Below are 24610 nucleotides of genomic sequence, written 5' to 3'. Positions count from 1 at the left end.
AGATCAATTTCAATTATTCATGCAACAAGAGACAAGAGCTAAACTGCAATTTTGGGGCGCGGCCGGAACGGTAACGGGGTCCAAAACGCTGGTTCGCTACAACAATAAAAAGGTACTGGTAGATTGTGGAATGTTTCAGGGTCTGAAAGAACTGAGACTGAAGAACAGGGATGATTTCCCTATTAATCCGTCAGAAATCGATGCGGTCATTCTCACACACGCTCATCTCGATCACTGCGGGATGTTGCCTGCTCTCGTGAAAAACGGATTTGCAGGTACAATTCACTGTACAGCACCTACTGCTGAGTTGGCGAAAATTATTCTGCTCGACAGTGCTAAGATCCAGGAAGAAGAAGCTGAAGATGCTAACAAACGTGGCTACTCGAGCCACAAAGAGGCCAAACCGCTTTACGACAGACAGGATGCCGAGTTGGTTTTTCCGCTCTTTAAGATTCACGATAATTCGGAGTATGTTTTCATCGATCAGGAGATCAAGTTTCAGTTTCATCATGCCGGACATATTCTGGGTGCGGCTATGGTTGAAATGGAATTAGGAGAAGATACGATCGTCTTCTCCGGTGATATAGGCAGGCAAAAACCACATTTACTGTATCCGCCCAAAAAGTTGGAAAAAGCCGATTATATCGTGTTAGAATCGACATACGGAAACCGCAATCACCCTGATGAAGATCCGGTTGAAGCGTTGGAACGTGTAATTCTCGATACATTGGACAGACAAGGTATTTTGATGATTCCCACCTTTGCTGTGGAGCGCGCCCAGGAGATTATTTACTTTATTGCTAAGCTCCGTCAGCAGGAGAAGATTCCGCGTATTCCGTTTTATCTCGATAGCCCGATGGCGAAGAGTGCAACGGAGGTCTTTTACCGCTTTCCCGATTGGCACTTGCTGAGCAATGAAGATGTGCAAATGATGCAGGATGAATGCACGATGATTGAAGATTATTATCGTTCGCAAATGATTATTCAGGATAAAAAACCGAAAATCGTTTTGGCGGGTAGCGGAATGATCACAGGTGGTCGAATTTTGTATTACCTCCAAAAGCACATGGGAAATCCAAATAATACGATATTGCTTGCCGGTTTCCAGGCTGAGGGAACTCGCGGAAGGTCGCTCATGAATGGCGAAAAAGAACTTAAATTTTTTGGTGACTGGTACCAGTTGAAAGCAAAAGTTGAGCATCTCAATACGCTCTCAGCTCATGGAGATCAAACCGATTTACTCGATTGGGTAGGCCAGTTTGAAAAACGACCTAAAAAGGTATTTCTCAATCACGGTGAGCCAATGGCTTCACACTGCCTCGCGTTGAAACTAAAAGACACGTTGAACCTTGATGCTGAGGAAACCAAAATGGGCCTGACATACAGGCTCTGACCGAAACAAAACACTAATTCATGTGACTTTTGATGTCCTCAACCAGCAGGCTCAATTTTTCGATGGTTACGTGTTCCATGATCACAATTTTGTACCAGTTTGGATTGGCGTGATTGTCAGGTACTAATCCAAATTTTTGAGCAGTTTCTTCTTCGATGAATTCGCTCTTGATGGTTACGATATTCGAGTATTCGTGGCGGTAATATTCGATGCCTAGTTCGGTTAATTTATCACACATCCAGCCGGTTCGTTTTTGGAGGATGAAAACTTTTTCGTGCCAGCCGTACGGACCGTTTTTGGTCAGAATCATCCACACGGCAACCGCGTTAGCGCCTGATCTGCTTCCGATTAGCGTATAATCTTCGCCTTCCACGTAACTGGCTTCCTTGGTGTTGGCAAAGTGAATCATGCCTTTCCTGATGATGAAAATTCCAGTTCCGTAAGGCGCCTGAGCCATTTTGTGGGCATCGAGCGTGAAGGATGAAATGTGCGAATTTTGAAAAGTGAGGTCTTCGTTTTTGTTGGTGAAAGGGTAGTAAAATCCGCCATAAGCCCCGTCAACGTGGAGTTTGAAATCGCAGTTCAACTCAGTTAAAACATCGGTGTAAACGTTGATGTCGTCAACAGAGCCAAACATTGTGGTCATCATATTGCTGATAACGATAAAGTGTTTAAAACCTTCGTTTTGAGCTTCTTTTAACGTTTTCCGCAGTGAGTCGTGCTCGATTTGGCGGCTTTCATTGACTGGTGTTTTTTTCACGGTCAGAGCCAGCAGGTTGCCGGCTTTATCGACAGAGTAATGCGTGTCAGCACTGGCAATGATGGCGATTTCCTCTCGTGAAGCTCCGCGCTCCTGCATGAAATAGTTGCGGTAAATCCACATTGCCTGGATGTTGGCTTCAGTTCCGCCCGATGCCACGTAACCGTCATACTCACCTGTTTCACCTTTCAGGATATCCGTTCCGCAGATATCGATCAGTTCTTTTTCAATTTGTTGAGTGCCTTTGAAAAATGACTCGGAAGAGCCGAGTGTATGACAACCGATATGGTTTGGGTTCTGAATGAGTGTGGAAATAAAAGGAGCGTCTTTCACGAATGAAGCGTCCTGGTTGAAAACCTTGTCATCGAGGTACGATGCAGGAATACCCAGTATGTTTTGCTCGCTGAAGTTGACGTTGTCTTCAAGTGCCTTGAAAACGACAGACTTGATCTCTTCCTGTGACCTTTTTTTCCAAATCTTGCTCATAATGAATTGTCCAAATTTCTGATTGGGCGACAAAAATAAGACAATGAAAAGGGTTGAATAATGAGTTTTGTCAGGTTTGGGGTTGTTGAGTTTTTGGTAAGAGATGGTATTTCACGCAGAGTCGCAAAGACGCAAAGAGAACGAAGTAAGACCTTGTGCCTTAGTACCTTCGTGACTATTATTAATAAGATAAATTGAAAATTATAGCTTCACAATCCGTTTTGTGACCTGTTGTTTTTCGTTTTGAAGACTCACAAAATACACTCCACTCGTTAAATTTGGTAGTTGGAGGTTTTGTGATATTCTGTTTCCATCACTTTTCAGCGTTTTGTTCAGGATTTCATTTCCCGTGATACTTTTGATAGTCAGATTCCAATTGCTATCGTGAGCCTGGTCAATTTTGATGGTGAAGCCCGACTGGAAAGGATTGGGGTAGAGCTGGAAGTTGTGAAATTGTTTTTCGGTAGATGAAACTGCTGATATCAATACGTTTTTTCTCAACCAGTGAATAATGGTATCGGTCAGAGCCTGGGAAACATCAGGGCTGCTGTAAGTTGTCATGTAGTGGTTGAGGTTGGGAATCATCCAAAAGTCGTTGGTGATAGTCACTTCGTTTTCAAATCGTGTGAGTTCTTCGTTGGGTACGTTTAGATCCCGTTCTAAGCCGAGGAAAAGTGTCGGCAGATTAGCCTGGTTGTAATTGATCGCTACGGAGTCTGTGATCTGAATATACTTGTACCACTCTGATGCGGGAACACCGGCAAATGGCGGAGTGGTAGAATCCCAGCTATTGGTTCTGACCGTGTTGAAATACTGCAGAATTTGGTTGGACTGCATTACTGCCTGATTGACGTTCCCGTTGCACGTATCGGCAAAGTGCACGACTTGATAAGCGAGTAGCGAATCGAATGGAGTGCGCGGACCGGCAACTGAGATGAGTGCTTTGACATCGGTTCGTTTTTTGGCGATGTAGGAGATGAGTGATGATCCTTCGCTGTGCCCGATGAGTACGATGTTGTTGGTGTCTACATCGCTGCGTGTTTTAAGGTAGTTGATGGCGCTGTTGACGGGCAACCAAAGTTTTTCGAAAGTCACTTCTCCAAGTGATGAACTGTAGGTGTATTCTACTTTATCGTACCGCAATACGGCATATCCAGAATCTACGAGTGCTTCACCGAGCTGCGCATAGGGCTTTAAGGTATCGTTTAGCAAGTTTGGATATAGGCAGGCGATATTGCCGCCAACCATCGGGATGGTTCCGTCACGGTCGTTGGCGCCACTCCCCGGATTGATGATAATGGTTGGGTGGTCAGATCCAGTCGAGGGTTTTGTGAAGGTTCCGTAGATGGTTTTCCCTTCGTGCATGAAGGTGATATTTTCTGCTGTTTGAGCGATTGAAATGTAGCTCAGTAAAAGGAATGCGAGTAAAAGGATTGATTGCTTTTTCATGTTTTTAATTGTTGGATTAAACATAGAATAGGGCTGGGAATGTGAGGTAGATGATGATTTCAGAAAGGATGATTGCTGCGATGAATGAAATAACTGCTTTTGCTCCTTTGATTCCGCCACTAACAGCAAAGGCGTGATAGTAGAGGTAAACGGAATAGACGAGGAGTGGCAGACTGATAAGCGAGAAGATGAGGAGGTTTGAGGTGTCCGGGATCTGACCATTAGTTGAGAGTTCATTGAGCATGTTGACAAAATACTCTTCACTCAGCCCAAAAGCGGGGAACAAACCGGCCATGATGTAGATGGGTATTCTGGCCAGGAGTGAGGTGCCAAAGTAATCGATCCAGCGAGTTGGGCGCTTGAAAAACAGGCGTACAATGAGAAATTCGATTGTTGCCAGGACGAGTACAACAAAGACAGACTCGGCAATTTGGCTGAAGGGAAATGTTTGTGGTTGTATGTATTTGAGGTTGAACAATCCGTTAAAGTGAATTGAGAGGTAGTGGGCCAATACTCCGCCCAGGATGGCGAAAATGATTCCGGAGATAACGGCCGTTTGCCCGGCAATAAAATCGAATGGTCTTAATAGTTTTTTCATTGTTCGAGTTTTTTGAGGTTTTCGATGACTTCATCTAATCGGTTGCGCACGAGTGGATAAGAGCGGTTCATGTGCTGCGCCATTTTCTTGAGGCTGCCGCTGTTTTTGACGAACTCCAGGATGAACTCCTGATCTTCCTTTGACAGGTGTAAAATGGCAGGTAACGGGTAAGAGCCATCCACTTCTGTCTCGCAGTTTTCGCAACGCAATCGCTTTACTTCCAGCGGTTTTGCACAACTGGGGCACTTGACTGGTAATTGACGTTTTTTGCTCATTTGTTAATTATATTGCGTCAAAATTAAATAAAATTAATTTAAAACTTAATAAAGTTTATTTTTTTGTGTTTAAAGTTTATTGGTTTGTTGAGTTTTAATACCCGAATGCTGAGCACTGTCCTGAGCGGTGCATTGAGAGAAGTCGAAATGCGGAGCCGAAGGACGAAGTCGAAGTAGGAGGGAGTTTTTAAGTTTTGATTATGGATGATGAATTATGAGTGTTGAGATTAGAAAGTTAGTAAGCCTGGTGATTTATAGACTTGTTGAGTTTACCTGATCTTTTTAACATATTAAAAGGAGGTATTGGTAGTTAAAAGAAAATTTAGTAATTATGAAAACGGTAATAGTCGAAGAATGAAACTCTACTAAAAGTTGGTTTATTACCTTTGAAATTGAGGGGTGAGATTATTTTTTGTGGGGATATAAGGTAGTTGTGCAACATACGAAACCAATGACTTGTAATCTTTGTAAGGAAAATAAAACCTTAATTAAGAAGTCTCATATAATTCCAGACTTCATGTATCGAGATCTCTATGACGATAAACATAAGATTAGAGTATTTTCACCACATGAAAGAGCAAAGGGAGAAGGCTATACTAAGAAACCCTCAACAGGTGAATATGAGGGAGGAATTTTATGTGCTGATTGTGACAATACCCTACTTGGTAGCAAATATGAAGATTACGCAAGAAAAGCAATTTACGGTGGACGCCTTCCAGAAAATGAAAATCCCGTTTGTGAAAACTTCAAAAATCAACACGGTGTGCATTTTACGACTTGCCAAAACATTTCATATCTTAAATTCAAGATTTTCCTTTTATCAATATTGTGGAGGTCTAGTATATCTTCGAGACCATTCTTTAGCGACATAAAGCTTGGACCTCATGAAGAAATAATAAGAAAGATGATTTATGATGGGAATCCAGGAGAAGTAGACGACTATCCGATTTTCTTCATGACTTATGTTAACGACAAATCCATGCCTAAAGATCTTATTGTTCATCCAAGACAAATTAGAACTAAGTCAGGACATCGTGCAAATGTTTTCATCATTGGAGGAATGGTCTACATGTTTCACGTCAACTCTAAAAACCATAAATTGCCGGAACACGTTTTAACAGAAACAATAAAACCAAATAACTCAATGAACATAATTCAGATACCTAAAGGAACCGGATGGGATGTTATTTTAGGATACTATGGATTAAAATAAATAAGCATGATTGCACAACAGCAACTAAGAAAAATATGGGGCTAATCGCTAGGTTCGTTCTACGTAGCTGATTTGTTATAGTTGGCAGAGTTTAGAAAAGATTACATTTTTAAGATGCTAAACATTTGATGCAACTTAATTGATATGAGGAATAAATTCACTCTTAAAACTGAACCAGAAAAGCTAAGACTATTATTGAATAGTTTTAAAAGTGATCATAAATTAAGGAAATGCTTTGAAGGACAAATAGAAGATGGGGTTATAAAAGGTGAATATACTCGTTTGGCTCAGCTTAATAAACTGGTGATTAGCTATACAAAGGTTAGCGGAACTTACAATATAGAGAAGGGGGAATTGTCAATTACTACACATCCTAGCAAATTATTTTATGTTATAACTTTCTGTTCAATTTTAGGTTTTACCATATGTGGCTTTCATGTAAATGAAAGAGTAGTTCAAATAGCAATTGCCCTCATCGCTTTTCTTCTAGTTTTTAGCTGGTCGTTGAGTTCATATCTTGAAGGAAGGGCTTTAATATCAAGATTAAAAATGAATTTTAAATGAGTATAAGCTGTTTCAAAAAACGTTTGATTAAAATAGTTATACCAGCATTCATAGTTGTATTCATACAATCATGCAATTGGAATATTGGAGTTGATTTAGGGCATGGATATAAATACATCCCAGATGCTCCAACTTGTATTATTAAGTCTAATGATGGAAGTGACAATGGACCTATAGTTATACCTTCTCATATTGTTTCATATAATAATGGATTCAAGTATGTCACAGCTAAAGTCGATCTAAATATGCAAAGTGAGTCATTGTCTTTTTATATTTTAGATAAAGCAGATGGTGAAGTAAAAGCTTTCGAGGAAAGAGATGAGTTTTATGAGTACCTGAATGAAAATGAAATAAGTTTAATTCCTTAGTGCATCGAGAGTTTTCTCGTTTTTTAGCCTGGGAGGTATGAAAAAATTTAAAACCATATTCATTTTAATAATTCTGATGTCATGTTCAGCAGATAGTAAAAACCCAAGTGGTTTAAATCCTGATGATATGACTGAAAAAGAAATGTATTTGCATTACGGACTTGAAGCGCCTCCCGAAGTTTATTCTTTTTTATACCAAAAACTCATGACAAACAAAGTATTCGAAGGAATCTGTAATGAAAAAGTGGTTTCAAATTTTATAGCTGTAGAAATTGGCTTGAATAATGGATTAGTGAACTACGTTAATACAAGTCTTTCAGATTACTCTTTAGAATTAGACTTGTTGATAACAAAGTCGCTGAAAGGCGAAAATGTTGACTTTCCTTTTATTGAAGTACAAAATGGACATTATGACTTTAGGCTTGACGTTGATAAGTTGTGTTCAGGAGAGGATTTTTCAAAAACACAACCGAAAGACAGTACACTGAAACCGCAAACAGAACTCAATCAGCATTTAGACAAAATGAAAGAATACAGAATTGAATAAATACAGGTCATATCAATACTCATTTGCTAATGTTAATCAATAAGACTTTAAAATGAATAAGTTGCTGATTTTCATGCTGATGTTTTTCACTAATTCACTAATAGCACAGGATGTGTTTTTACATATGGAAGAACACAACTACCCTGACCGTGATTCTGTATTTTCAATATTTAAATTTAAACAGAAAGCGGACAGTCTCAATTCGAAATACAAAGTAAAAGGAATGTCTCGTGTAAATGTTGAATTTCAAAATAATAGATTTTTATTATTTGAATATTCTGAAAGTGGGCACTTAATTCAATTTTTAGAAATGTTTGAAGACTCAATATACCAATCACTGAAATTTACTAAATCAGACTCTTCTTTTTCATTTCATAAATACAATGGTTTCTATGCCAATTCACATTATACTGAATTTCATTACCCTTTGGATAATAGAGTTGAATATTGGTATTATGACTTAACTCATTTTGACAGACTTGAAAGAGTATTAGAAATATCAACGGGCAAAAAAGAAATGATTGAGAAGGAAATAATTTATGAAAATTATGAGGGAACAGTAACTCAAAGGCATTTTATTATGAAAAATAATAGATGGCTACTCCAAAAAGAAACACGCTACAAAGAATAAAAACTATTGCAAATAACTAACTACTAAAACAAAGTACAGTCATTATTGTACTACAGTATCAACCTGTGGTTTCGTTTGCTAAACCACTGAGTACAATTAATTTTACCAAATGAATTTTGAAGACTTAATAATTGATGTTTACCGGGAAGTTGAGAATTTAGAGGGAAAGGGCGAAACGGCATCTTATATTCCGGAGTTGTCGAAAGTTGATCCTTCAAAGTTTGGTGTACATATTTCCACGATTAACGGTGGAAGTTTTGGAGCGGGTGATTTTGAAGAAAAGTTTTCTATTCAAAGTATCTCAAAGGTACTTTCGTTGATCCTGGCTTACCGTATTCTCGATTTTGAAATATGGAACAGAGTTGGCGTAGAGCCATCGGGGACGGCCTTCAATTCACTTTTTCAACTCGAAGCCGATCAGGGTATTCCGCGGAATCCGTTTCTAAATGCCGGTGCTCTGGTGGTTACAGATATTCTTTTGAGTAACTTAGAGAACCCACAGGATGACTTCATCAATTTTGTAAGGTCTATTTCTAATAATGATTCTGTCGATTACTCGAAAAAGATAGCTCAATCAGAAAAGGACGTAGGATACAGAAATATAGCCTTGTGCAATTACATCAAGTCTTTCGGCAAGATTGAAAATGAACCTGCAGATGTGCTCGATTTTTATTACGATATATGTTCGTTGGAGATGAGCTGCAGAGATCTATCGGAGTTGTTCCTGTTTTTAGCGAATGACGGAATCGACCCTAAAAGTAACAGGGAAGTGCTGAACGAAAGACAGTCAAAAAGAGTAAATGCTTTAATGCAAACCTGTGGCTTTTATGATGAGTCGGGAGAGTTTGCGTTTAAGGTAGGTCTGCCTGGCAAAAGCGGAGTTGGAGGAGGTATAATAGCAGTACATCCTGATCAATACTCCATTGCGGTTTGGAGTCCGAAATTGAATAAAAAAGGGAATTCGTATAAGGGAATGAGGTTTTTGGAAGAATTTACAACCGGTTCTGAACTGTCTCTTTTTTAAAAACTATATATTCGATCAGGTAGCCGTAAGCTATTATGAGCTCTACTTACTGTAGGATTCTCTAAGCTTATGAAATGTGCTGGCATCATATATTCTTTGTGTCTACCTTTGTCACAAGATTATCGGAATGTACTCTTAAATCAACATTTCTTAGCTGAGTAATATCATATTATATTAAGGTCCAGAAACAATGAAAACGACTAAAGTATTAGCCTCTTTAACACTGATTTCAGTTTTACTGCTTTTTAGATCAAACTTATATGGACAATTTACACCTCCAACTTTAATTGAATCAAATACCGGGTTAATAACAAATATTACCACGGCAGATATTAATAATGATAGTTTGCAGGATATATTAGTAACAAAGAAGTTTTCTGCTAATAGTCTTATTTCTTATTATTTAAATCAGGACGATTTTGATTTTGGCCAGGAGACTACAATTGCAGGTGGCAATAGTCAAATTACAAATTTTGCAGTTGGTGATTTTAATAACGATAACTGGCTGGATATTGTAAGTATTGGTGATGCTACAAATTCAGTGACTTTATATCAAAATAACTCTTTATCATTTTCACCACAGGTGATAGATTCATTTCCTTTTTTTGAAAGTGACATCGGTGTGTCTGATATTGATAATGACAATGATTTAGACATTGTTGCGATTGGCGGTACTACATTTAAAGTGTATTACAATGACGGATTGGCAAATTTTACTTCTCAAACAATATCTGGACCAATAGAGGATTTTTTTGATATTTCTATAAGTGATATCGATTCTGATGGTTTTGAAGATGTTGTTACTGGCGGTGCAAATATATCTGTGTATAAAAATAACAATGGTGCAATAAGTTATGATTCTGTCAGAAGCGCTCAAATTCCTAGTTCGTTTAATCTCTTTGTTCGATTAGATGATTTAGACAATGATGGCCATGTAGATTTATTCAGTGAGGACAATAACTCCAGTGGTGCCAGATTGATGGAAAATGACGGGAATGGTAATTTTTCTAATCTGCAAATTATTGATAGCTCAGCAGTTAATATTAGGTCTGGTACGCTGAATGATTTTGATAATGATGGTGATCTGGATATTGTGTTGATTAAAGACTTTAATCTTTATCTATACTCGAATGATGGTACTGGGAATTTTGATGATCCAGCTCTTATTCACGATGCCTCAACTACTATAAGCTCAGTACATTCCAGTGACATGAATAATGATGGTTCACCTGATATTATTTGGTCTGCAGATTTATCCATTCAGGAAAACGATGTTCCAGTAGCCATCGATAAGAATTCAATAAGCGATGGTCAGATAAAAGTCTATCCAAATCCATCGTCAGGATACGTGTTTATAGAAAGTCCTAAAGCAGGTGTGTTGACTATGACAAACTCCCTGGGTCAAATTTCACGTGAGAATATAACTCTGAGAAAGGGGATTAATCGTCTTGAAATTGATTTAGATCCTCAACTATACTTCTTCAAAATAGATTTGAAGGAGGGTACAACTACTAAGAAAGTATTAGTAAATTAAACTTGTACGCTTCAGTACTTCAGTGAGTTTGCAAATAAGGTGTTACTGTTGAACTTTGAAGTATAAAAACTCGTATTTATAGTGTCTTTCAGGCTCTGACCATTAAAGTGCTCTTGAGTACTTTAATGGAGTTTTTAAATTAGCAACAAAATTGATTTTTATCCAATCAGAAATAGAATAAATCACAAATAAATAAAAATACAATGAAGATACAACTCAATACAGACAAGAATATTCAGGGTTCTGAGGCACTTGAAAAAGGTGTTTCAGAAAAAATTAATCACGAGTTAAAGCACTTTGACGATAGAATAACCCGTGTTGAAGTTCATCTTTCTGATGTGAATGCTGATAAAGGTGGTGAAAATGATATTCAGTGTAAAATTGAAGCAAGAGTAGAAGGGATGAAGCCCATGTTTGTTGAGAGCAAAAACAGCTCTAAGGAAGTTGCACTCGATGAAGCGGTAGACAAAATGAAGGCAACATTGAAATCTGCATTAGGTAAAATGAGAGATCAATAAATATCTCGTTGAATTGATTACCAAAAAACAAAAGCACTATAACGAGAATTCTCATTATAGTGCTTTCTTTTGTTCTATTAGTTCTTGATTATGCGTTTTTGTGTCTGCTCGTTTGTTGTTAAGTCTTTCATCACAAGGATGTACATACCACTAGCGAGATCACTTACATCTAAGGTCTTGCTCGTTATTTCAGAAAGAATGAGCTTGCCGTACATATCATAAACATCAACAGATACACGACCTTCGTGACCTTCAATATTGAGAATGTTCTTAACAGGTGTAGGGTACACCTTGATATCGTTTGACTTTACAGTTTCTGTGCCTGTATTAGATGGCATCGAGATGTACACATCGATGTAATTCCCTTCGCTCACGTTAACCACTTCCATTGAGATCTGATTATTTTCAACATCATATGTCTCGTTCAATTTTAGTGGAGCATCTGATGCTTCGTGCGGAAAATAACTGGCACCAATTCCACCTATTGGATCAGGGTGCATGTCGATGAGCATCGGTAAGCATTCGCCCATTGATTCACAGTCAACGCCAATTACTGACAGTCCGTGTGGATTATCATTCGGGTAATAGGTGTTGTCTTTGAGTCTAACTCTTCTCTGGAGAGCCGTTCGAGAATCAAATCCTGTAAGACCTCTGTATTCGAGGTACAATCGGTCAAATTTAAATGTATCATTAGGCTGGAGATCCACCTGGTTAGGAAGCTCAATGATCAAGCTTTGAGTTTGTCCGGGCAAGGTTTGTTCCAGGGCATAAATCCTAAAAGTATCTGATTCTACAACCGTTTCAATTTCATTATCTGTAAGCCATCCAAGTTTGTGTTTCAACATACTGCATGGGTGACTCGCCTGTGATCTCAATCCAAGGATATCGAATACATTACCGTATCCCTGAACTTTCCACTCACCGTTTTCCTTTACGTAAGAATTAGAATGAAAGCCATTTCCAAAGCTGTGCATCAATTCATGTGCAATTGTGCTACTCGTTGTATTTGAAAAGTCGTTCGGAAAATAAAATTCAGTTCTAAATCCACTCCTTCTAAACTCTAGCTGACCATCAGGAGTAGTGAAAGGAAGTTTTTCTGATGAACTGTTTCCCGCACCACATGATTTGCCACTTACGGTATCATGAGCGAATAGAATGATGTTATCGATAATACTGTAATCTACATCGGGCTGATTGGCGATAACCGAATCTACCGGATAGCAATTTGTGTAACCTGTACCAAATAATGGTGGTTGGTTCGTCCTGTAAGGATAAACGGTTCCGTCAATTGTCATTTTACCGTAAGAAGCTTCTTCGTAGAAAGCTTTCATCGAGTTTGAAGAAGTAAAAAAGCCGGTTTCAATATCTGATTGGGGGATTTCTGTACCATCCTGAGCGTAATCAAAAGGTAAAATTGCTAACTTTTGAGTATCCAATACGGGGTTGACAGTTACCTGTGATATGAGTGAAAAGGATAAAATAACAAAAGCGAGTGTTAGATGTGTTTTTAACATAATAAGTTCTTGATTTGTGAGTAAATATATATGAAAAACGCTATCGGTCCTTTGTATAGTTTGCTATGAGGGTTGATTATTTGAAGTTCTGGATCATAGTCAGTAATTTTACCCAAATTAATCACCCATTAAAAATGATTTTAAATTCCAAAACCATCCTGATTATTCTAATCGCATTTGTTTTTTCATCATGTAAAAAGGAAGAAGAAGAGGAGTCCAATATTCGTTTTTCTCAAATGAATGAGAGCCTAAAAAGCAACTTTTCCTTTAATGAGGGATCGTACTGGATTTATAAAAAAGACAGTTCACATATTGACAGCGTAGTTTTAACGAATTCAGAAAATGGCTACACCTCTACATGTATGGGCAGCTGTTCCAGAAATGAGTTCATTAAACTCAAATTTCATAACGTAACGCAAGGGGATACCTTCAATCATTATCTATGGTCTAATCACATGAAATACAATGGTGGAGGGAACTGGGGAGAAAATGGCCAGCCAATCTACATAGTTGACAAAGAAAAAGGCTATGATTTCAATGGTCTAATTGTAGGCCAAACGTATGACAGTCTTGAAATTGCCGGCACATTTTATTACGATGTTGAAAAAATGACTGTTTTGGCATCTCAACAATACGAGGATGTATTTGACTATGACCGGGACTTTTATTTTGTTCCTTCTGTGGGAATTGTACGTAAAGTGATTTACAACTCACAATTCGGAGCTGAAATATGGGATCTGACTAAGTACAAAACTAAATGAGATAAACCATCTTCTTAAAAGTGCGTTAATACATTCTGCTGAAAGGCGAAGCCGCTTAATTCTATTAATTTTGCTCAGTTGAATTGTCGGTGGATAAAAATTGAGTTTTTTAATCTGCAGATAATCAGCAATTAACGAAACACGAACAACTAATATGACCAGTGAATGTATTCGCTACGATGTCGCGGGAATGTTGAATCAGCTCACTCGCGATTACCTCGATCAACAAAAATCACTCTCTAATTTCTACCAGTATGAGCCTGAAATTGAGTCATTTGAAAAACTGATTGAGGATCGTAAGTCGGTAAGTGTTAACCGCGAACTGCTTGCTACTTCACTGGAAAAACAATACATTGAAGCAGGTAACGGTCAGAGCCCTGCTCTAGCGAACATCCGTCTACTCCGCGATGAAAATACCTTTACCGTGGTTACCGGTCACCAGCTCAACCTTTTTACTGGTCCGCTCTATTTCATTTGGAAGATTTTGAGCACCATCAACCTTACTCAACAACTCAAAGAAAAACATCCCAATTACAACTTTGTGCCCGTTTACTGGATGGCGAGTGAAGATCACGACTTTGATGAAGTTAATCACACCACCGTTTTTGGTAAGAAATACTCCTGGCAAAGCAACGAAAAAGGTGCTGTTGGACGCTTCAGTACTGATGGCATTGCTGATGTACTCGAAACGCTGAAAAAAGACACGAGCAGGCTTAACGGAGGATCTGACTGGTACAAAATACTTGAAGAAGCATATGAAAAACCAACTGTAGCACAGGCTACGCATCATATTGTTGATTCTTTGTTTGGAGATAGCGGACTCATCATAGTTGATGGGGATGATGCAGATTTAAAGCAAGCTTTCATCCCGATAATGAAGCGTGATATTCTCGAGCAAAAAGCCAATTCGCTGATCGAAGATGCGGCTGATGATCTCGAAAAACTGGGATACAAAAAACAGGTTACTCCACGTGAAATCAACTTGTTTTACCTCAAAAATGGCTTGCGAGAGCGCATTGTACCTGGAGGCGATCAATTTACGATTCTGAATACTGAGATTAGTTTTTCAGAGGAAGAAATTCTCAAGGAATTGGAAAATCATCCTGAGCGGTTTAGTCCGAATGTGGCTTTACGACCGATGTATCAGGAAACCATTTTGCCCAATCTCGCTTACATAGGTGGTGGAGCTGAGGTGGCATATTGGCTTGAGCTCAAACGCGCTTTTGATGCCTATGACGTTTTCTACCCAATGGTCTTGTTGCGGAATTCGGTTCTGGTTCTGAACGAAAGAGCGCAAAAGAAGCAGCATCAATTGGAGCTAGAGACTTTTGAGATTTTTCAACCTTATCACGATCTGGCTAAAAAAGTCGTGAAACAGGCAACGCGTGAAATACTGAGTTTTCAGCGCGAGCGACAGGATTTGAGTGCAATTTTTGACCGAATAAGAGAGCGTATGCAACAGGCTGATCCAACTTTACGCGATAGTGCTGAGGCAGCCGAAGTAAAGCATTTGCACTACATCAATAATCTGGAAAAGAAACTACTACGTGCTGAGAAACGCAACAATGACGTGCTCATGCAGCGTATCGATGATCTTAAAGCGGAGATTGAACCCAACGGCATTTTTCAGGAGCGAATTGTGAACGTGACGCAACTCATTTGTGAACACGGTATTTCTGTGATCAGTGACGTTCAGAACCATCTCGACCCCATGTGTTTTGAGCTGACGGTTGTGAGGAGCTAAAACTGTTAAAACTCTCAGAGAATCTTCTCAATCAAATAAAAGTAGAATGGAATTCCGATAATGACATTGACTGGGAAGGTGATTCCTAATGCCATCGGCAAGTAAATCCCCGGATTGGCCTTTGGTACTGCGTTTTTCATTGCTGCCGGAACCGCGATATAAGAAGCACTTGCTCCAAGAATAGCAAAGAGTAGTATGTTACCCACAGACTCGGTTATCAATGAGGCGAGCAAAAGAGCCGCAGTTCCGTTCACGAACGGAATGAAAATACCAAATAGCAGGAGGAACCAACTGTTTTCTTTTATTCCGCCTAAATGACGGCCACTCCTAATTCCCATATCGAGTAGAAATACAGAGAGGAAGCCTTTGAAGATATCAGTTGTGAAAGGCTTGATACCTTCAGCCTGTTGATCGCTAGCCAGGTACCCGATGATCAAACTTCCTATGATGAGGTATACGCTGGCGTTGTTGAGTGAATGCTTGAGAACACCTCCAAAAGATATTTTATCATCTTTATCCTTTGAGTCTCTAAACGTGTTGATGAGCATGATTCCCACTACAATTGCTGGAGCTTCCATCAGAGCCATTACAGCAATCATGTGTCCGCCAAAAGTTGCTGTTTTAAACTCGAGAAATGAGATGGCCGTTACAAACGTCACAGCACTTACAGATCCATAGGCTGCTGCAACAGCCCCGGAATTTTCTGTGTTGAGCTTACGCCTCAGAATAAAGTAAGTGAAAACTGGAACTACAGCCGCCAGGAAAATCCCCAGCAACAAACTCCAGTAGATTTCACCACCGGCATCACTGTGCGACAATTCGTTTCCACCTTTAAAACCAATAGAAAGCAAGAGATAGATAGAGATGAACTTAGAAGAATTCTCCGGAATACTGAGATCATTTTTGATTTGTGAAGCCACAACACCCAGAATAAAAAAGAGCAGTGCAGGGTTTGTCAAATTCTCAAATAATCCGGTCATTCTAAAATAGTTTAGTTTATTGACATCATTTCAATAAGCCTCCCAGGCTCTCGAAATAATTGGCGGCAAAACTAAGTTACATTTTTAATGTAGTGATAGAGAGTTATCGGGTTATTCAAGGCTGAATTGAACGAAACTGATAAGGAAAATAAATTATGTTTAATAATCGCCTTGTCTTCTCTTCTTAGGCTGATAAACCACAATTATCTGTATTAAGATAGCCAGTGCAATGAGAATGTATATTTCGATATCAGTAAATAATTCAATGGAGTCCATAGCTCGCTTACTGAGCATTAATTGTCTTTTGCCTTCATCGAGCTGAATTTCAGAAAGAGCTGATAAATTCTTCTTAACATCCTCAATATTTTCCTGGATTCTTTGATCTGGAGCATTGCTTTTTTCAGCGTCTAATAACAACTGAATATTTTTTTTGAGGTCTTCAAATACTTTTCGCTCCTGCTCAGTTAGTTTGGTGTTTTTATACCTCTTTATTTGATTATCTATACTGTGATTGACACTTTCGTTTTCAGATTTATAAAACGCAGAATCACTTGTAACTAAAGCTACTTCCTTCTTTTGGACTGCTGTAGAAACCTCATAGATTATATCCTTAGCTATGAGCCTATCTTCATAAATAGTCACGATGGAATCTCTAATGCTCTTGAAGTTGCGTTTATCGATGAGGTTTGTCGCTACGATCAATACAAATACTACCAGAATAGCGAGAATCCATTTGATTTTGTTGAATATCGTCATAGCTGTTGAATGTGTTTATTTTGTAAATATAGTAAAAACACCACGCACTAATGTTGCTGTAAAATCTTTCTTCTCTACAAAGGATCAATTTTTAATTATTAAAGCGTTATGTATGCAGATAACTTTATATCTTTAAAGCAGATTGTAAAAAAATAGTCGTTATGAAAAAGAATATGGGAAGTGTTGATACTGTTACCAGATTAGTTCTGGCAGCGATTTTTATAGTAATGTATTTCACTCAGGATTTACCTGGTGCGGAAGGAGTTATAATGCTTGTCTTAGCCGGAGCATTTGTGATCACCAGTATTTTTGGCTTTTGTGGTCTATACACGGTTTTTGGTATCAATACTTGTTCGGCTGAGAAAGGCTGATTAGTTGACTTCCGGTTAAAAATGATGTAAAAAAAGCCTATTCATTATCAAAGTGAATAGGCTTTTTTTGGTAATGGGTAATGTATCAAACATGTTGGTAACCTTGTGTGACTTCTGTAAAATCCAGTTTGTCAATTTATTAAAGAATGTGTTTGAAATAAATCCAAATATATAAATACCTTACTCAACAACTTTTAACCGCTAAAACCACCTTAAAATGGCTTTTTCCAGTAACTCGTGATTTAAATATGTTAGAAACACGAGAATCCTGAACAACCACAGATAGATATCGGATTTAACCGAAACATAATATAATTGATATCATGTCTCCTAAAGAAATAGGTGAATTCTAAAAAAGTGTCGAATATGCAGGTTTGGTTCTAGAAAGTTCTATCTAACAAATCTGTAATATTCTAAATCACTTGATATTTCTAGCCTACATAAGAGGCGCGTAAAAACCGACATGAAAATGTAGTAAAATCCGCCAGCCGAAAGCGAAAAACCCGACATGTGTAGCGCTTATTTTTGACCCCATCAATATTTTTCAAAAGTCACTCAATGAAAATTTCATATCTGCTACTTCTTGCAATACTGTCTATTGGTTGCGGGAAAAACTCAACAGAAAATAGAATAGCATACATTAATACATCAACTTTAATTTCAGAATATAAGGGAACTGAAGATATGCTTAATGAACTTGATAGAATTAAATCAAAAAGCCAGACACAGGTAGATTCTTTTAAGAATGTATTGTCTGTAGAGTATCAGAATATAAGACAAACCAGCCAAAATGATGAGGCATCTCAATTTAGAGTTCAAAATTTTAAAAAGATGCAGAATCAATTTAAAGAGTTTCGAGAGCAAGAATTGAAAAAAGTGTCTGAAAAAGAACAAAAGTTGTCTGCTGGAATACTTAACCTAATTAATTCTAAAGTTAGGAAGTATGGTGATGAACATGATTTTGATTTGATAATTGGAGCAACAGAAAACGGAAGTGTTATGTATGGAAATGATAAGATGAATATAACCAGTGATGTACTTCAATACATTAATCAGGATTAGTTATGAAAAGGATTCTGTCACTTCTTATGCTAACGGGCACTTTCATCATGTTAACCAACTGTAGTAATGATCCAGCCACTCGCGGGGAGTGGTTTGATTACATAAGAGAGAGTGATTATTTATCGAAGACAATTACAGGAAGTAAGTTAAAATATGACTTTATCTTAATTCCTAATGATTTTTTAAACCTGATAGAAGGTAAAAGTAAGGATAGAAAGTATTCTACAGTGTACTTAGACATTTCTATTCAGGAAGAATTTGAAAATGAAAAAGAGAGGATTTTCAAATATTTAAACTGGGCTTTTGAAGAACATGGAAATGGGAATCTTAAAGTAGAGAATAGCACAGGGTTGAGGATTGATAATGAACTCCTCATTAAAGAAAAAAGACCGATTCAATCGAATAAGATTCGACTTATTGGAACCTTTAATAGACTGAAAAAAGGCGAAGAATATTCCTTTATTTTTTCACATGAAGGTATACCTGAATATCAACTACACTTTAAAAACTTATCCTATAAATGATTAATAATAAAAGACCTAAATTAAAAGGAATAACCACTGGAAAGCGTTTATCTGCTATTTGTTTGATTTTGCTTTTCTTAATAGAGATGTGGAGACCATCAATTACCTATGCAATTACAGGCCATTCTAAAATGCCTGAATATGGCTCGTTTTCACCAATAACTTCTTCAAATGCAGTAAATACATTTAATGGAAGCTTTAATTATTCATTACCAGTTTTAAAGATTCCTAACGGCTATCCATTGAACCTCACTTACAACAGTTCAAAGGTTAATACAAATTCACTTTCCAGTTGGGTAGGTTTAGGATGGGATCTCAATGTAGGGTCTGTTGATCGAGTGAAGAACGGCTACCCTGATGAATATGATGGGTCTCAAAAAGTTGTACAGCATTCCAGAACAGAGCCAAACTGGACAGTAAGTGCAGGGACAAGACTGGGTATGGATGTTATGAAATTTGGCAATCTGGGTGTTTCAGGAAGTGCCAGTAAGTCTTATAATAATTACACTGGCCTCAAAACAACACTTAGTATGGGGTTCAATTTTGCTGGCGTTGCTAATTTGAATTTAACATACTCAGCAGGACAATTTGGATTTAATCCATCAATAAACCCTGCTGCTATTCTACAGAACGCTGTCACATACAAAAAAAGGAAAAAACAAAAAGAAGAAGCTACAAAGAATGCTCAACTTACTCTCGCTATAGCCGATATCCAAGCGCTTACCTCAGGTAATATTGGCAAATTATTGAGATCGCCAGGAGAAACAAAAAAAATATTAACAGCCATTAAAAAATCTCAATCTGGTGGTAATAGAACAGGAATAAATTCATTTTCATTTAGTTCAAATATGTCAATGAAGACTCAGCCTTATCCCTCGTTACAGACCCAATACAAAGGTTTTTTTACTGAAATTGCATTTGAAGCTGGGGTAAACCCCTTGATGTTGCCACTAAATTTTGAAGCTGGGATATTTGGTACTTTTACTAAACAAAATACTGAAGAGAAAAACACACTAAATGCTTATGGATATTTTCATAATGAAAAGGGGTATGATTCTGATCCAAATGCGGCAATGGACTTTGGTTTAGAAATGGATAAAACTTTTCAGCCCAGAGAAAGTGTGATCGGGTATCCAATTCCTTCTAATGATAATTTCTCTTATTCAGGACTTGCTGGTAATGGTAGTTTCAGAGCTTTTAGAGGAGATTTTGGACATTATAAAAAAAATAAAACTTATAGCTTTGATGTTTCTGCCGATGTAAGTATTGATACAGATATTCCTGCTATCATTGGACCAGTTCCAGGTGTTATTCCATATAACATGACTGCTGGAGTTGGAGGTGGAATTGGGGGGAGCTATCATTCTACTGAGACTGATAAGTGGAAAGAAGATAATTTAGTTTTTCTAAATGATATTGATTTTCCAAAATCTAACGAAAAGTATTTTTTTAGAAACTCAGGGGACAAGGCAGGGTATTACGATCTTAGTTGGAACCAACCCATGTTAAAGGGGAACTTAACTAATACATCCTCTCTTTCTAATGCAGATATTGATATTCCTTTTAATGGTTCAAACAGAGCCGATTACCGTAGCTTGAATAAATCGAAACAACGCAGTCAATATATTGAAACATCTAAAAATACTGCATTTGATAAAGAAGCAAATGGTAGTGTTTCAAATTCATCCAATACTCATTATGCTGTCAACCAAAAAGAGTTAAAGATAATAGATAGTGATGGCTCAATTGTGGATATTAACACTGAAAGATCAACTTACAAGGAAAATGGCTTGGGTGAATTTGCGATGACAACTCCCGATGGAAATAAACAGGTGTATGGTTTACCTGCTTATGTCAGAAACGAGAAAGAATTACAATATTCATTCCCTAAAGGGAGTGGGCTCTCTTCATCACCACAATGGGCTGTTCAAAATGTACTTGAGGATGTTTCCGGTTCTGCAAGCGATATTGATGCAAACTCACTAAGGAAATCAGGAGTTGAGGATGGTAACTCTTATCCGACAGCTTTTTTATTGACCTCAATGCTTTCTAAGGATTATATTGACAGGACAGGCAATGGCCCAAGCCGTGATGATTTTGGAAATTATACGAAGGTAAATTATAAGAGAGAATTCGGAGGAAAGCAATCAGGAAATAAGTGGTTTGGTTACAGGTCTCCGTACAAGGGAGTTAATTTCTCCCTTGGAAGCTTATCTGAGGATAATGACGATATGGGAAGTTTTTCCTACGGTGAAAAAGAAGTCTATTATATCCATTCGATTGAATCTAAGAGTCACGTAGCATTTTTTATTACAAAAGACAGAAATGATGGTAAGCCTGCTAGAGTTCCGAATAATGCAACTGCTGCTCAGGCACTTGATGCAGATTTGAGTCAACCTTCAGGAGCGTTACAGAAGCTAGATAGAATCGAGTTATATGCAATTGATAACTGTGAATTTAAGAGTGGCTCTTCTAATTATTTTTATGAGCCTAAATCGGGAGCACAGCCGGAAAAGGTAGTGAAGTTTGAATATGATTATGACTTAACTCCTAATGTGTTAAATAACAGTACAGGAAATAGAGGAAAGTTAACACTTAAACGAGTTTATATTGAGTCTGGTGGGGCTGTGAAAAGCAAGATATCACCATACGAATTCACTTATGATTATCCTAATTCATATCCAGCTCCATATAACTCCGGGAATTATGTTGATTTTAAAGGAGTAGGATGGTACACTGCCGGTAATTTCGGTAACTCAAACCCTCCTTACAGCCCTGTAAATTCTGACAGATGGGGAAGTTATCGTGATTATTCTTATTTAGATAGCGAGTTTCAGGGAACGCATGTGACTGACCTTGAAAAGTTTTTCCCTTACACTTATCAGAACCCAGATTATAAATCATCTGATCCTGCAGCATATCTACTCAAGCAAATAAAATTGCCTTCAGGTGGAAAGATGGTTATCCAATATGAAGAGAATGATTATCACTACGTGCAAAATAAGAATGCAAGTGTGATGGTCAGATTAAAACATACCAGTCCTAAAGCAAAAGATTATTCTACCCGGAAATATTATTTGGATCTTTCATCGCTCGGAATTCATGACTTTAACAATTTAACTTCTAGTCAAAAGAAAGAGCTAACGGATGATTTATTTAGACATCAGTTAGTGAATAAAGAACGGTTGTATTTTAGTTATCTATATGCTTTACTGGGCCAGTCTCCTAATTATAAAAAGAATGATACGGAGTTTATTGAGGGGTATGCCAGACCGGATAGTTATGGATATGACTCATATGGTATATTCTTTAGGTTTAAGACTCCATCTTCTCTGGGAAGTAATGAGTGGCATTTTTCATATTCAGGAACTACTTCGAAGAGAGAGATGCCTCAAAAAGTTTGTAAGTCATATTATAAAACAAAGAGAAAATTAAAAATAGATGGTGGTTCGAATGCTTCTTCTATGTCTTCATCCGTTGACTCAGGTGATGAAGAAGCGCTGGGGCTTTCCTTTTTAAGCGCTTTAGCATATAGCTTTTCCACTTTTGATGTATGTAAATATTTTCAGCCTGATATGTCAATGGTAAGATTGGCGGTTCCTTCCGGTCATTTCAGGAAATATAAATACAATGGATCGGTGTCTTCGTCAAGAACTTATTACAGTAAACTCGGAGGAGGACTTCGTGTAAAACGATTGTTATTCATGGATGAAGGAACATCATCAGATAATCATGGGGAAATATTGCTTGGATCTGAATATTCTTACACTACTACGAATGCTGATGATGAAATTATTTCTAGTGGAGTTGCTACTAATGAACCCTCATCTGGTCGTAAAGAAAATGCATTAGTAACTCCAATTGAAAGAGGTAGTCAGGGAAATCTACAGGCTATTCTTTTTGGAAGAGATATGTACAGTCAGGAAGGCCCGATAGGGGAAGGTGTACTTCCATCCCCCAGTATAGGTTATTCAAGGGTAGAGGTTAAGCCGATTTATAAAGGAAAAAACACAACAGGTAAAACAGTTCATGAATTTCATACCGTCAAAGAAGACCATATTGGTTTTGAAAGTAAAAAAACTCAATTAGAAGTTGATAACGGTCCTATGGGAGACTTGCCAACCAGCTTGGCAGGAAGTGTAAGCTTTGGAAATATTGGAGTCAGTGTAAGTTATACTGGGAAAACTAGGTATTTATCACAGGGATTTGAGTTTCATACTTTTCAAGGACATGGTAGTCCAAAAAGTACGACAAAATATGATGGTAACAATACTCTTTACAGTAGAGAGGATTATACTTATTATGATCAAAATGGAACCGTGAAATTAATGGGTGAAGATTTAAAAATCACCAATGTACCAGTGAATCAACTAGGGACTGAAGCTGAAATATGCGGATTCAGTCAAAAATTAGATGATGTTTCATTTGGGGGAAGAGTTGATGTAATGCTAACTGGAATGAATTTTGGAGTTATTTTACCGCCAATAGTAACTCCAATTGTTGCTCCAATACCAGCTTCTGCAAGCATATCTGCTAATATTTCAAAAAATAACCTTAGGAAACATGCAATAACTAAAATTGTATCACACCCCTTCATTCTCAAAAAGATAACGGCTGTTGAAGAAGGTCGAAAAAAAGTTACTGAAAATCTTGTTTTTGATGATTATACCGGTGAAGCAGTTGTGACATCTGAAAGTGAAGACTTTACAGATTATCTCGCCAGTACAAATGCACCTCCTGAGATGAATAATACTTTAACCACCCAAAAATTCAAGGGAAGTTGGAAGTACAAAAACCTGAGACCATCATATGTGAATGAGGACTTAATTACATTGCCTCCTGTAGGTGGATCTATAACGGGAGGTTACGATTCAAATGATGGATATTATTTGCAATTTGATGCAGGTGGAAATGTCGCATGCTCTCAACTAAGTAATTTTGTGAAAGGAGACTTTATTGAACTCAATGGAGATCCTGGGTTAAGTGAGCCAGAGTTATTTCATATAGATGAGGTCGATAACACTACGAATAGAGTTTACCTGGCTAAATCAATGTATAACGGCAATGCAAGTGGTCAGATTAGCTCTTCAATACTCTCAATAAAAGTTCATGAAAGTGGTTATACTAATGACCTAACAACGACAATTGGTGAAACAGTATTTCTTACCCAAAACGGGAACTACATGTCATACACATCCAACCTGGATCCTAATCATCCGCTTGCTCAAGCAATGCAGAATCAGCTAGGAAGTATAAACTTTACACCCGGATCTTTTTATTATAATGATCATACTGTATCAGGTCCGTTTTACAACGTAGATCTAACGAATTTTTCTAGTTGGGGTAATGCTCTTAACATAAATATCAACTATTCAAGCGCTGATGTTAAGGAGATTGTATATGATATCTATTATGAACCTGCAGCAAATGGTGTACCTGGTGTTGTACATCTCGCAATTAAAGAAATAGTTGTTATTCTAAGTGGTGGAGGAACTAAAACTATTCATTGTGAAGAACAAGCCTGGACCTGGTAATTAC

General features: G+C 37.7%; 22 protein-coding genes. 15 read left to right on the top strand and 7 right to left on the bottom strand.

Annotated features, from left to right (window positions below):
* Positions 1 to 19: 19 nt before the first annotated feature.
* Entirely contained in the window at positions 20 to 1393 is a 1374-nt protein-coding gene (locus tag F3059_RS00135) for an MBL fold metallo-hydrolase (RefSeq protein WP_151165904.1), read from the top strand.
* Between the two features lie 13 nt (positions 1394 to 1406).
* Here the strand turns inward: F3059_RS00135 and F3059_RS00130 are convergent, their stop codons facing one another.
* The 4 genes from F3059_RS00130 to F3059_RS00120 all read right to left on the bottom strand — a co-directional run bounded on the left by F3059_RS00130 (position 1407) and on the right by F3059_RS00120 (position 4961).
* Positions 1407 to 2639: a pyridoxal phosphate-dependent decarboxylase family protein gene (locus F3059_RS00130; protein WP_151165903.1), complete on the bottom strand. Its 1233-nt coding sequence runs from the start codon at positions 2637 to 2639 to the stop codon at positions 1407 to 1409.
* A gap of 201 nt (positions 2640 to 2840) precedes the next feature.
* On the bottom strand, positions 2841 to 4088 hold the full coding sequence (locus F3059_RS00125; RefSeq protein WP_170264953.1) for a T9SS type A sorting domain-containing protein: 1248 nt from the start codon (positions 4086 to 4088) through the stop codon (positions 2841 to 2843).
* Between the two features lie 16 nt (positions 4089 to 4104).
* On the bottom strand, positions 4105 to 4686 hold the full coding sequence (locus tag F3059_RS13625) for a hypothetical protein (RefSeq protein WP_170264952.1): 582 nt from the start codon (positions 4684 to 4686) through the stop codon (positions 4105 to 4107).
* Complete coding sequence (locus tag F3059_RS00120) at positions 4683 to 4961, bottom strand: DUF2089 family protein (RefSeq protein ID WP_151165901.1); 279 nt, start codon at positions 4959 to 4961, stop codon at positions 4683 to 4685. The genes F3059_RS13625 and F3059_RS00120 overlap by 4 nt, the downstream gene beginning before the upstream one ends.
* A gap of 517 nt (positions 4962 to 5478) precedes the next feature.
* Between F3059_RS00120 and F3059_RS00115 the strand changes: the two genes are divergently transcribed.
* The 8 genes from F3059_RS00115 to F3059_RS00080 all read left to right on the top strand — a co-directional run bounded on the left by F3059_RS00115 (position 5479) and on the right by F3059_RS00080 (position 11360).
* On the top strand, positions 5479 to 6174 hold the full coding sequence (locus tag F3059_RS00115) for a hypothetical protein (RefSeq protein ID WP_151165900.1): 696 nt from the start codon (positions 5479 to 5481) through the stop codon (positions 6172 to 6174).
* Between the two features lie 144 nt (positions 6175 to 6318).
* Complete coding sequence (locus F3059_RS00110) at positions 6319 to 6738, top strand: hypothetical protein (protein WP_151165899.1); 420 nt, start codon at positions 6319 to 6321, stop codon at positions 6736 to 6738.
* Positions 6735 to 7106: a hypothetical protein gene (locus F3059_RS00105; protein WP_151165898.1), complete on the top strand. Its 372-nt coding sequence runs from the start codon at positions 6735 to 6737 to the stop codon at positions 7104 to 7106. Before F3059_RS00110 ends, F3059_RS00105 begins: the two co-directional genes overlap by 4 nt.
* 37 nt (positions 7107 to 7143) lie before the next feature.
* A complete protein-coding gene (locus tag F3059_RS00100; RefSeq protein ID WP_151165897.1) occupies positions 7144 to 7653 on the top strand; it encodes a hypothetical protein in 510 nt (169 codons plus the stop codon).
* A 52-nt stretch (positions 7654 to 7705) separates the two neighbouring features.
* Entirely contained in the window at positions 7706 to 8284 is a 579-nt protein-coding gene (locus F3059_RS00095) for a hypothetical protein (RefSeq protein ID WP_151165896.1), read from the top strand.
* 109 nt (positions 8285 to 8393) lie between these two features.
* Positions 8394 to 9308, top strand: a complete 915-nt coding sequence (locus F3059_RS00090) for a glutaminase (protein ID WP_151165895.1) — start codon at positions 8394 to 8396, stop codon at positions 9306 to 9308.
* Positions 9309 to 9498: 190 nt separating this feature from the next.
* Positions 9499 to 10842 carry a T9SS type A sorting domain-containing protein gene (locus F3059_RS00085; protein ID WP_151165894.1) on the top strand — a complete coding sequence of 448 codons (1344 nt, stop codon included), beginning with the start codon at positions 9499 to 9501 and terminating at the stop codon, positions 10840 to 10842.
* A gap of 203 nt (positions 10843 to 11045) precedes the next feature.
* Positions 11046 to 11360: an HPF/RaiA family ribosome-associated protein gene (locus F3059_RS00080; RefSeq protein ID WP_151165893.1), complete on the top strand. Its 315-nt coding sequence runs from the start codon at positions 11046 to 11048 to the stop codon at positions 11358 to 11360.
* A gap of 77 nt (positions 11361 to 11437) precedes the next feature.
* Here F3059_RS00080 and F3059_RS00075 read toward each other — a convergent pair whose 3' ends face one another.
* On the bottom strand, positions 11438 to 12874 hold the full coding sequence (locus F3059_RS00075) for a T9SS type A sorting domain-containing protein (protein WP_151165892.1): 1437 nt from the start codon (positions 12872 to 12874) through the stop codon (positions 11438 to 11440).
* Positions 12875 to 13008: 134 nt separating this feature from the next.
* Here F3059_RS00075 and F3059_RS00070 point away from each other — a divergent pair, with 134 nt between their 5' ends.
* Positions 13009 to 13635, top strand: a complete 627-nt coding sequence (locus F3059_RS00070; protein WP_151165891.1) for a hypothetical protein — start codon at positions 13009 to 13011, stop codon at positions 13633 to 13635.
* Between the two features lie 154 nt (positions 13636 to 13789).
* Positions 13790 to 15379 (top strand): bacillithiol biosynthesis cysteine-adding enzyme BshC, encoded by a 1590-nt coding sequence (gene bshC, locus F3059_RS00065; protein ID WP_151165890.1) that lies wholly within the window; start codon positions 13790 to 13792, stop codon positions 15377 to 15379.
* Between the two features lie 14 nt (positions 15380 to 15393).
* On the opposite strand, the gene F3059_RS00060 is transcribed toward bshC, so the two are convergent.
* Together F3059_RS00060 and F3059_RS00055 are read right to left on the bottom strand one after the other, a co-directional pair.
* Positions 15394 to 16359 carry a sodium-dependent bicarbonate transport family permease gene (locus tag F3059_RS00060; protein WP_151165889.1) on the bottom strand — a complete coding sequence of 322 codons (966 nt, stop codon included), beginning with the start codon at positions 16357 to 16359 and terminating at the stop codon, positions 15394 to 15396.
* A gap of 159 nt (positions 16360 to 16518) precedes the next feature.
* A complete protein-coding gene (locus F3059_RS00055; RefSeq protein WP_151165888.1) occupies positions 16519 to 17115 on the bottom strand; it encodes an MCP four helix bundle domain-containing protein in 597 nt (198 codons plus the stop codon).
* Between the two features lie 161 nt (positions 17116 to 17276).
* Between F3059_RS00055 and F3059_RS00050 the strand changes: the two genes are divergently transcribed.
* The 4 genes from F3059_RS00050 to F3059_RS00035 all read left to right on the top strand — a co-directional run bounded on the left by F3059_RS00050 (position 17277) and on the right by F3059_RS00035 (position 24606).
* Positions 17277 to 17486 carry a YgaP family membrane protein gene (locus F3059_RS00050; RefSeq protein ID WP_151165887.1) on the top strand — a complete coding sequence of 70 codons (210 nt, stop codon included), beginning with the start codon at positions 17277 to 17279 and terminating at the stop codon, positions 17484 to 17486.
* 558 nt (positions 17487 to 18044) lie between these two features.
* A complete protein-coding gene (locus tag F3059_RS00045) occupies positions 18045 to 18548 on the top strand; it encodes an OmpH family outer membrane protein (protein ID WP_151165886.1) in 504 nt (167 codons plus the stop codon).
* 2 nt (positions 18549 to 18550) lie between these two features.
* Positions 18551 to 19072, top strand: a complete 522-nt coding sequence (locus F3059_RS00040; RefSeq protein WP_151165885.1) for a hypothetical protein — start codon at positions 18551 to 18553, stop codon at positions 19070 to 19072.
* Entirely contained in the window at positions 19069 to 24606 is a 5538-nt protein-coding gene (locus tag F3059_RS00035; RefSeq protein ID WP_151165884.1) for a hypothetical protein, read from the top strand. The genes F3059_RS00040 and F3059_RS00035 overlap by 4 nt, the downstream gene beginning before the upstream one ends.
* Positions 24607 to 24610: the final 4 nt, after the last annotated feature.

Origin of the sequence: Salibacter halophilus (assembly GCF_008806325.1) — a bacterium.
Lineage (GTDB): Bacteria > Bacteroidota > Bacteroidia > Flavobacteriales_G > Salibacteraceae > Salibacter > Salibacter halophilus.
This window is presented reverse-complemented; position numbering and strand designations above follow the sequence as displayed.

Coding starts and splice junctions, on each gene's coding strand:
- F3059_RS00070 (WP_151165891.1), top strand. CDS start 13,009: ATGATTTTAAATTCCAAAACCATCCTGATTATTCTAATCGCATTTGTT.
- F3059_RS00100 (WP_151165897.1), top strand. CDS start 7,144: ATGAAAAAATTTAAAACCATATTCATTTTAATAATTCTGATGTCATGT.
- F3059_RS00085 (WP_151165894.1), top strand. CDS start 9,499: ATGAAAACGACTAAAGTATTAGCCTCTTTAACACTGATTTCAGTTTTA.
- F3059_RS00050 (WP_151165887.1), top strand. CDS start 17,277: ATGAAAAAGAATATGGGAAGTGTTGATACTGTTACCAGATTAGTTCTG.
- F3059_RS00110 (WP_151165899.1), top strand. CDS start 6,319: ATGAGGAATAAATTCACTCTTAAAACTGAACCAGAAAAGCTAAGACTA.
- F3059_RS13625 (WP_170264952.1), bottom strand. CDS start 4,686: ATGAAAAAACTATTAAGACCATTCGATTTTATTGCCGGGCAAACGGCC.
- F3059_RS00115 (WP_151165900.1), top strand. CDS start 5,479: ATGTATCGAGATCTCTATGACGATAAACATAAGATTAGAGTATTTTCA.
- F3059_RS00055 (WP_151165888.1), bottom strand. CDS start 17,115: ATGACGATATTCAACAAAATCAAATGGATTCTCGCTATTCTGGTAGTA.
- F3059_RS00060 (WP_151165889.1), bottom strand. CDS start 16,359: ATGACCGGATTATTTGAGAATTTGACAAACCCTGCACTGCTCTTTTTT.
- F3059_RS00135 (WP_151165904.1), top strand. CDS start 20: ATGCAACAAGAGACAAGAGCTAAACTGCAATTTTGGGGCGCGGCCGGA.
- F3059_RS00040 (WP_151165885.1), top strand. CDS start 18,551: ATGAAAAGGATTCTGTCACTTCTTATGCTAACGGGCACTTTCATCATG.
- F3059_RS00035 (WP_151165884.1), top strand. CDS start 19,069: ATGATTAATAATAAAAGACCTAAATTAAAAGGAATAACCACTGGAAAG.
- F3059_RS00095 (WP_151165896.1), top strand. CDS start 7,706: ATGAATAAGTTGCTGATTTTCATGCTGATGTTTTTCACTAATTCACTA.
- F3059_RS00120 (WP_151165901.1), bottom strand. CDS start 4,961: ATGAGCAAAAAACGTCAATTACCAGTCAAGTGCCCCAGTTGTGCAAAA.
- F3059_RS00075 (WP_151165892.1), bottom strand. CDS start 12,874: ATGTTAAAAACACATCTAACACTCGCTTTTGTTATTTTATCCTTTTCA.
- F3059_RS00090 (WP_151165895.1), top strand. CDS start 8,394: ATGAATTTTGAAGACTTAATAATTGATGTTTACCGGGAAGTTGAGAAT.
- F3059_RS00105 (WP_151165898.1), top strand. CDS start 6,735: ATGAGTATAAGCTGTTTCAAAAAACGTTTGATTAAAATAGTTATACCA.
- F3059_RS00045 (WP_151165886.1), top strand. CDS start 18,045: ATGAAAATTTCATATCTGCTACTTCTTGCAATACTGTCTATTGGTTGC.
- F3059_RS00125 (WP_170264953.1), bottom strand. CDS start 4,088: ATGAAAAAGCAATCAATCCTTTTACTCGCATTCCTTTTACTGAGCTAC.
- F3059_RS00130 (WP_151165903.1), bottom strand. CDS start 2,639: ATGAGCAAGATTTGGAAAAAAAGGTCACAGGAAGAGATCAAGTCTGTC.
- F3059_RS00080 (WP_151165893.1), top strand. CDS start 11,046: ATGAAGATACAACTCAATACAGACAAGAATATTCAGGGTTCTGAGGCA.
- bshC (WP_151165890.1), top strand. CDS start 13,790: ATGACCAGTGAATGTATTCGCTACGATGTCGCGGGAATGTTGAATCAG.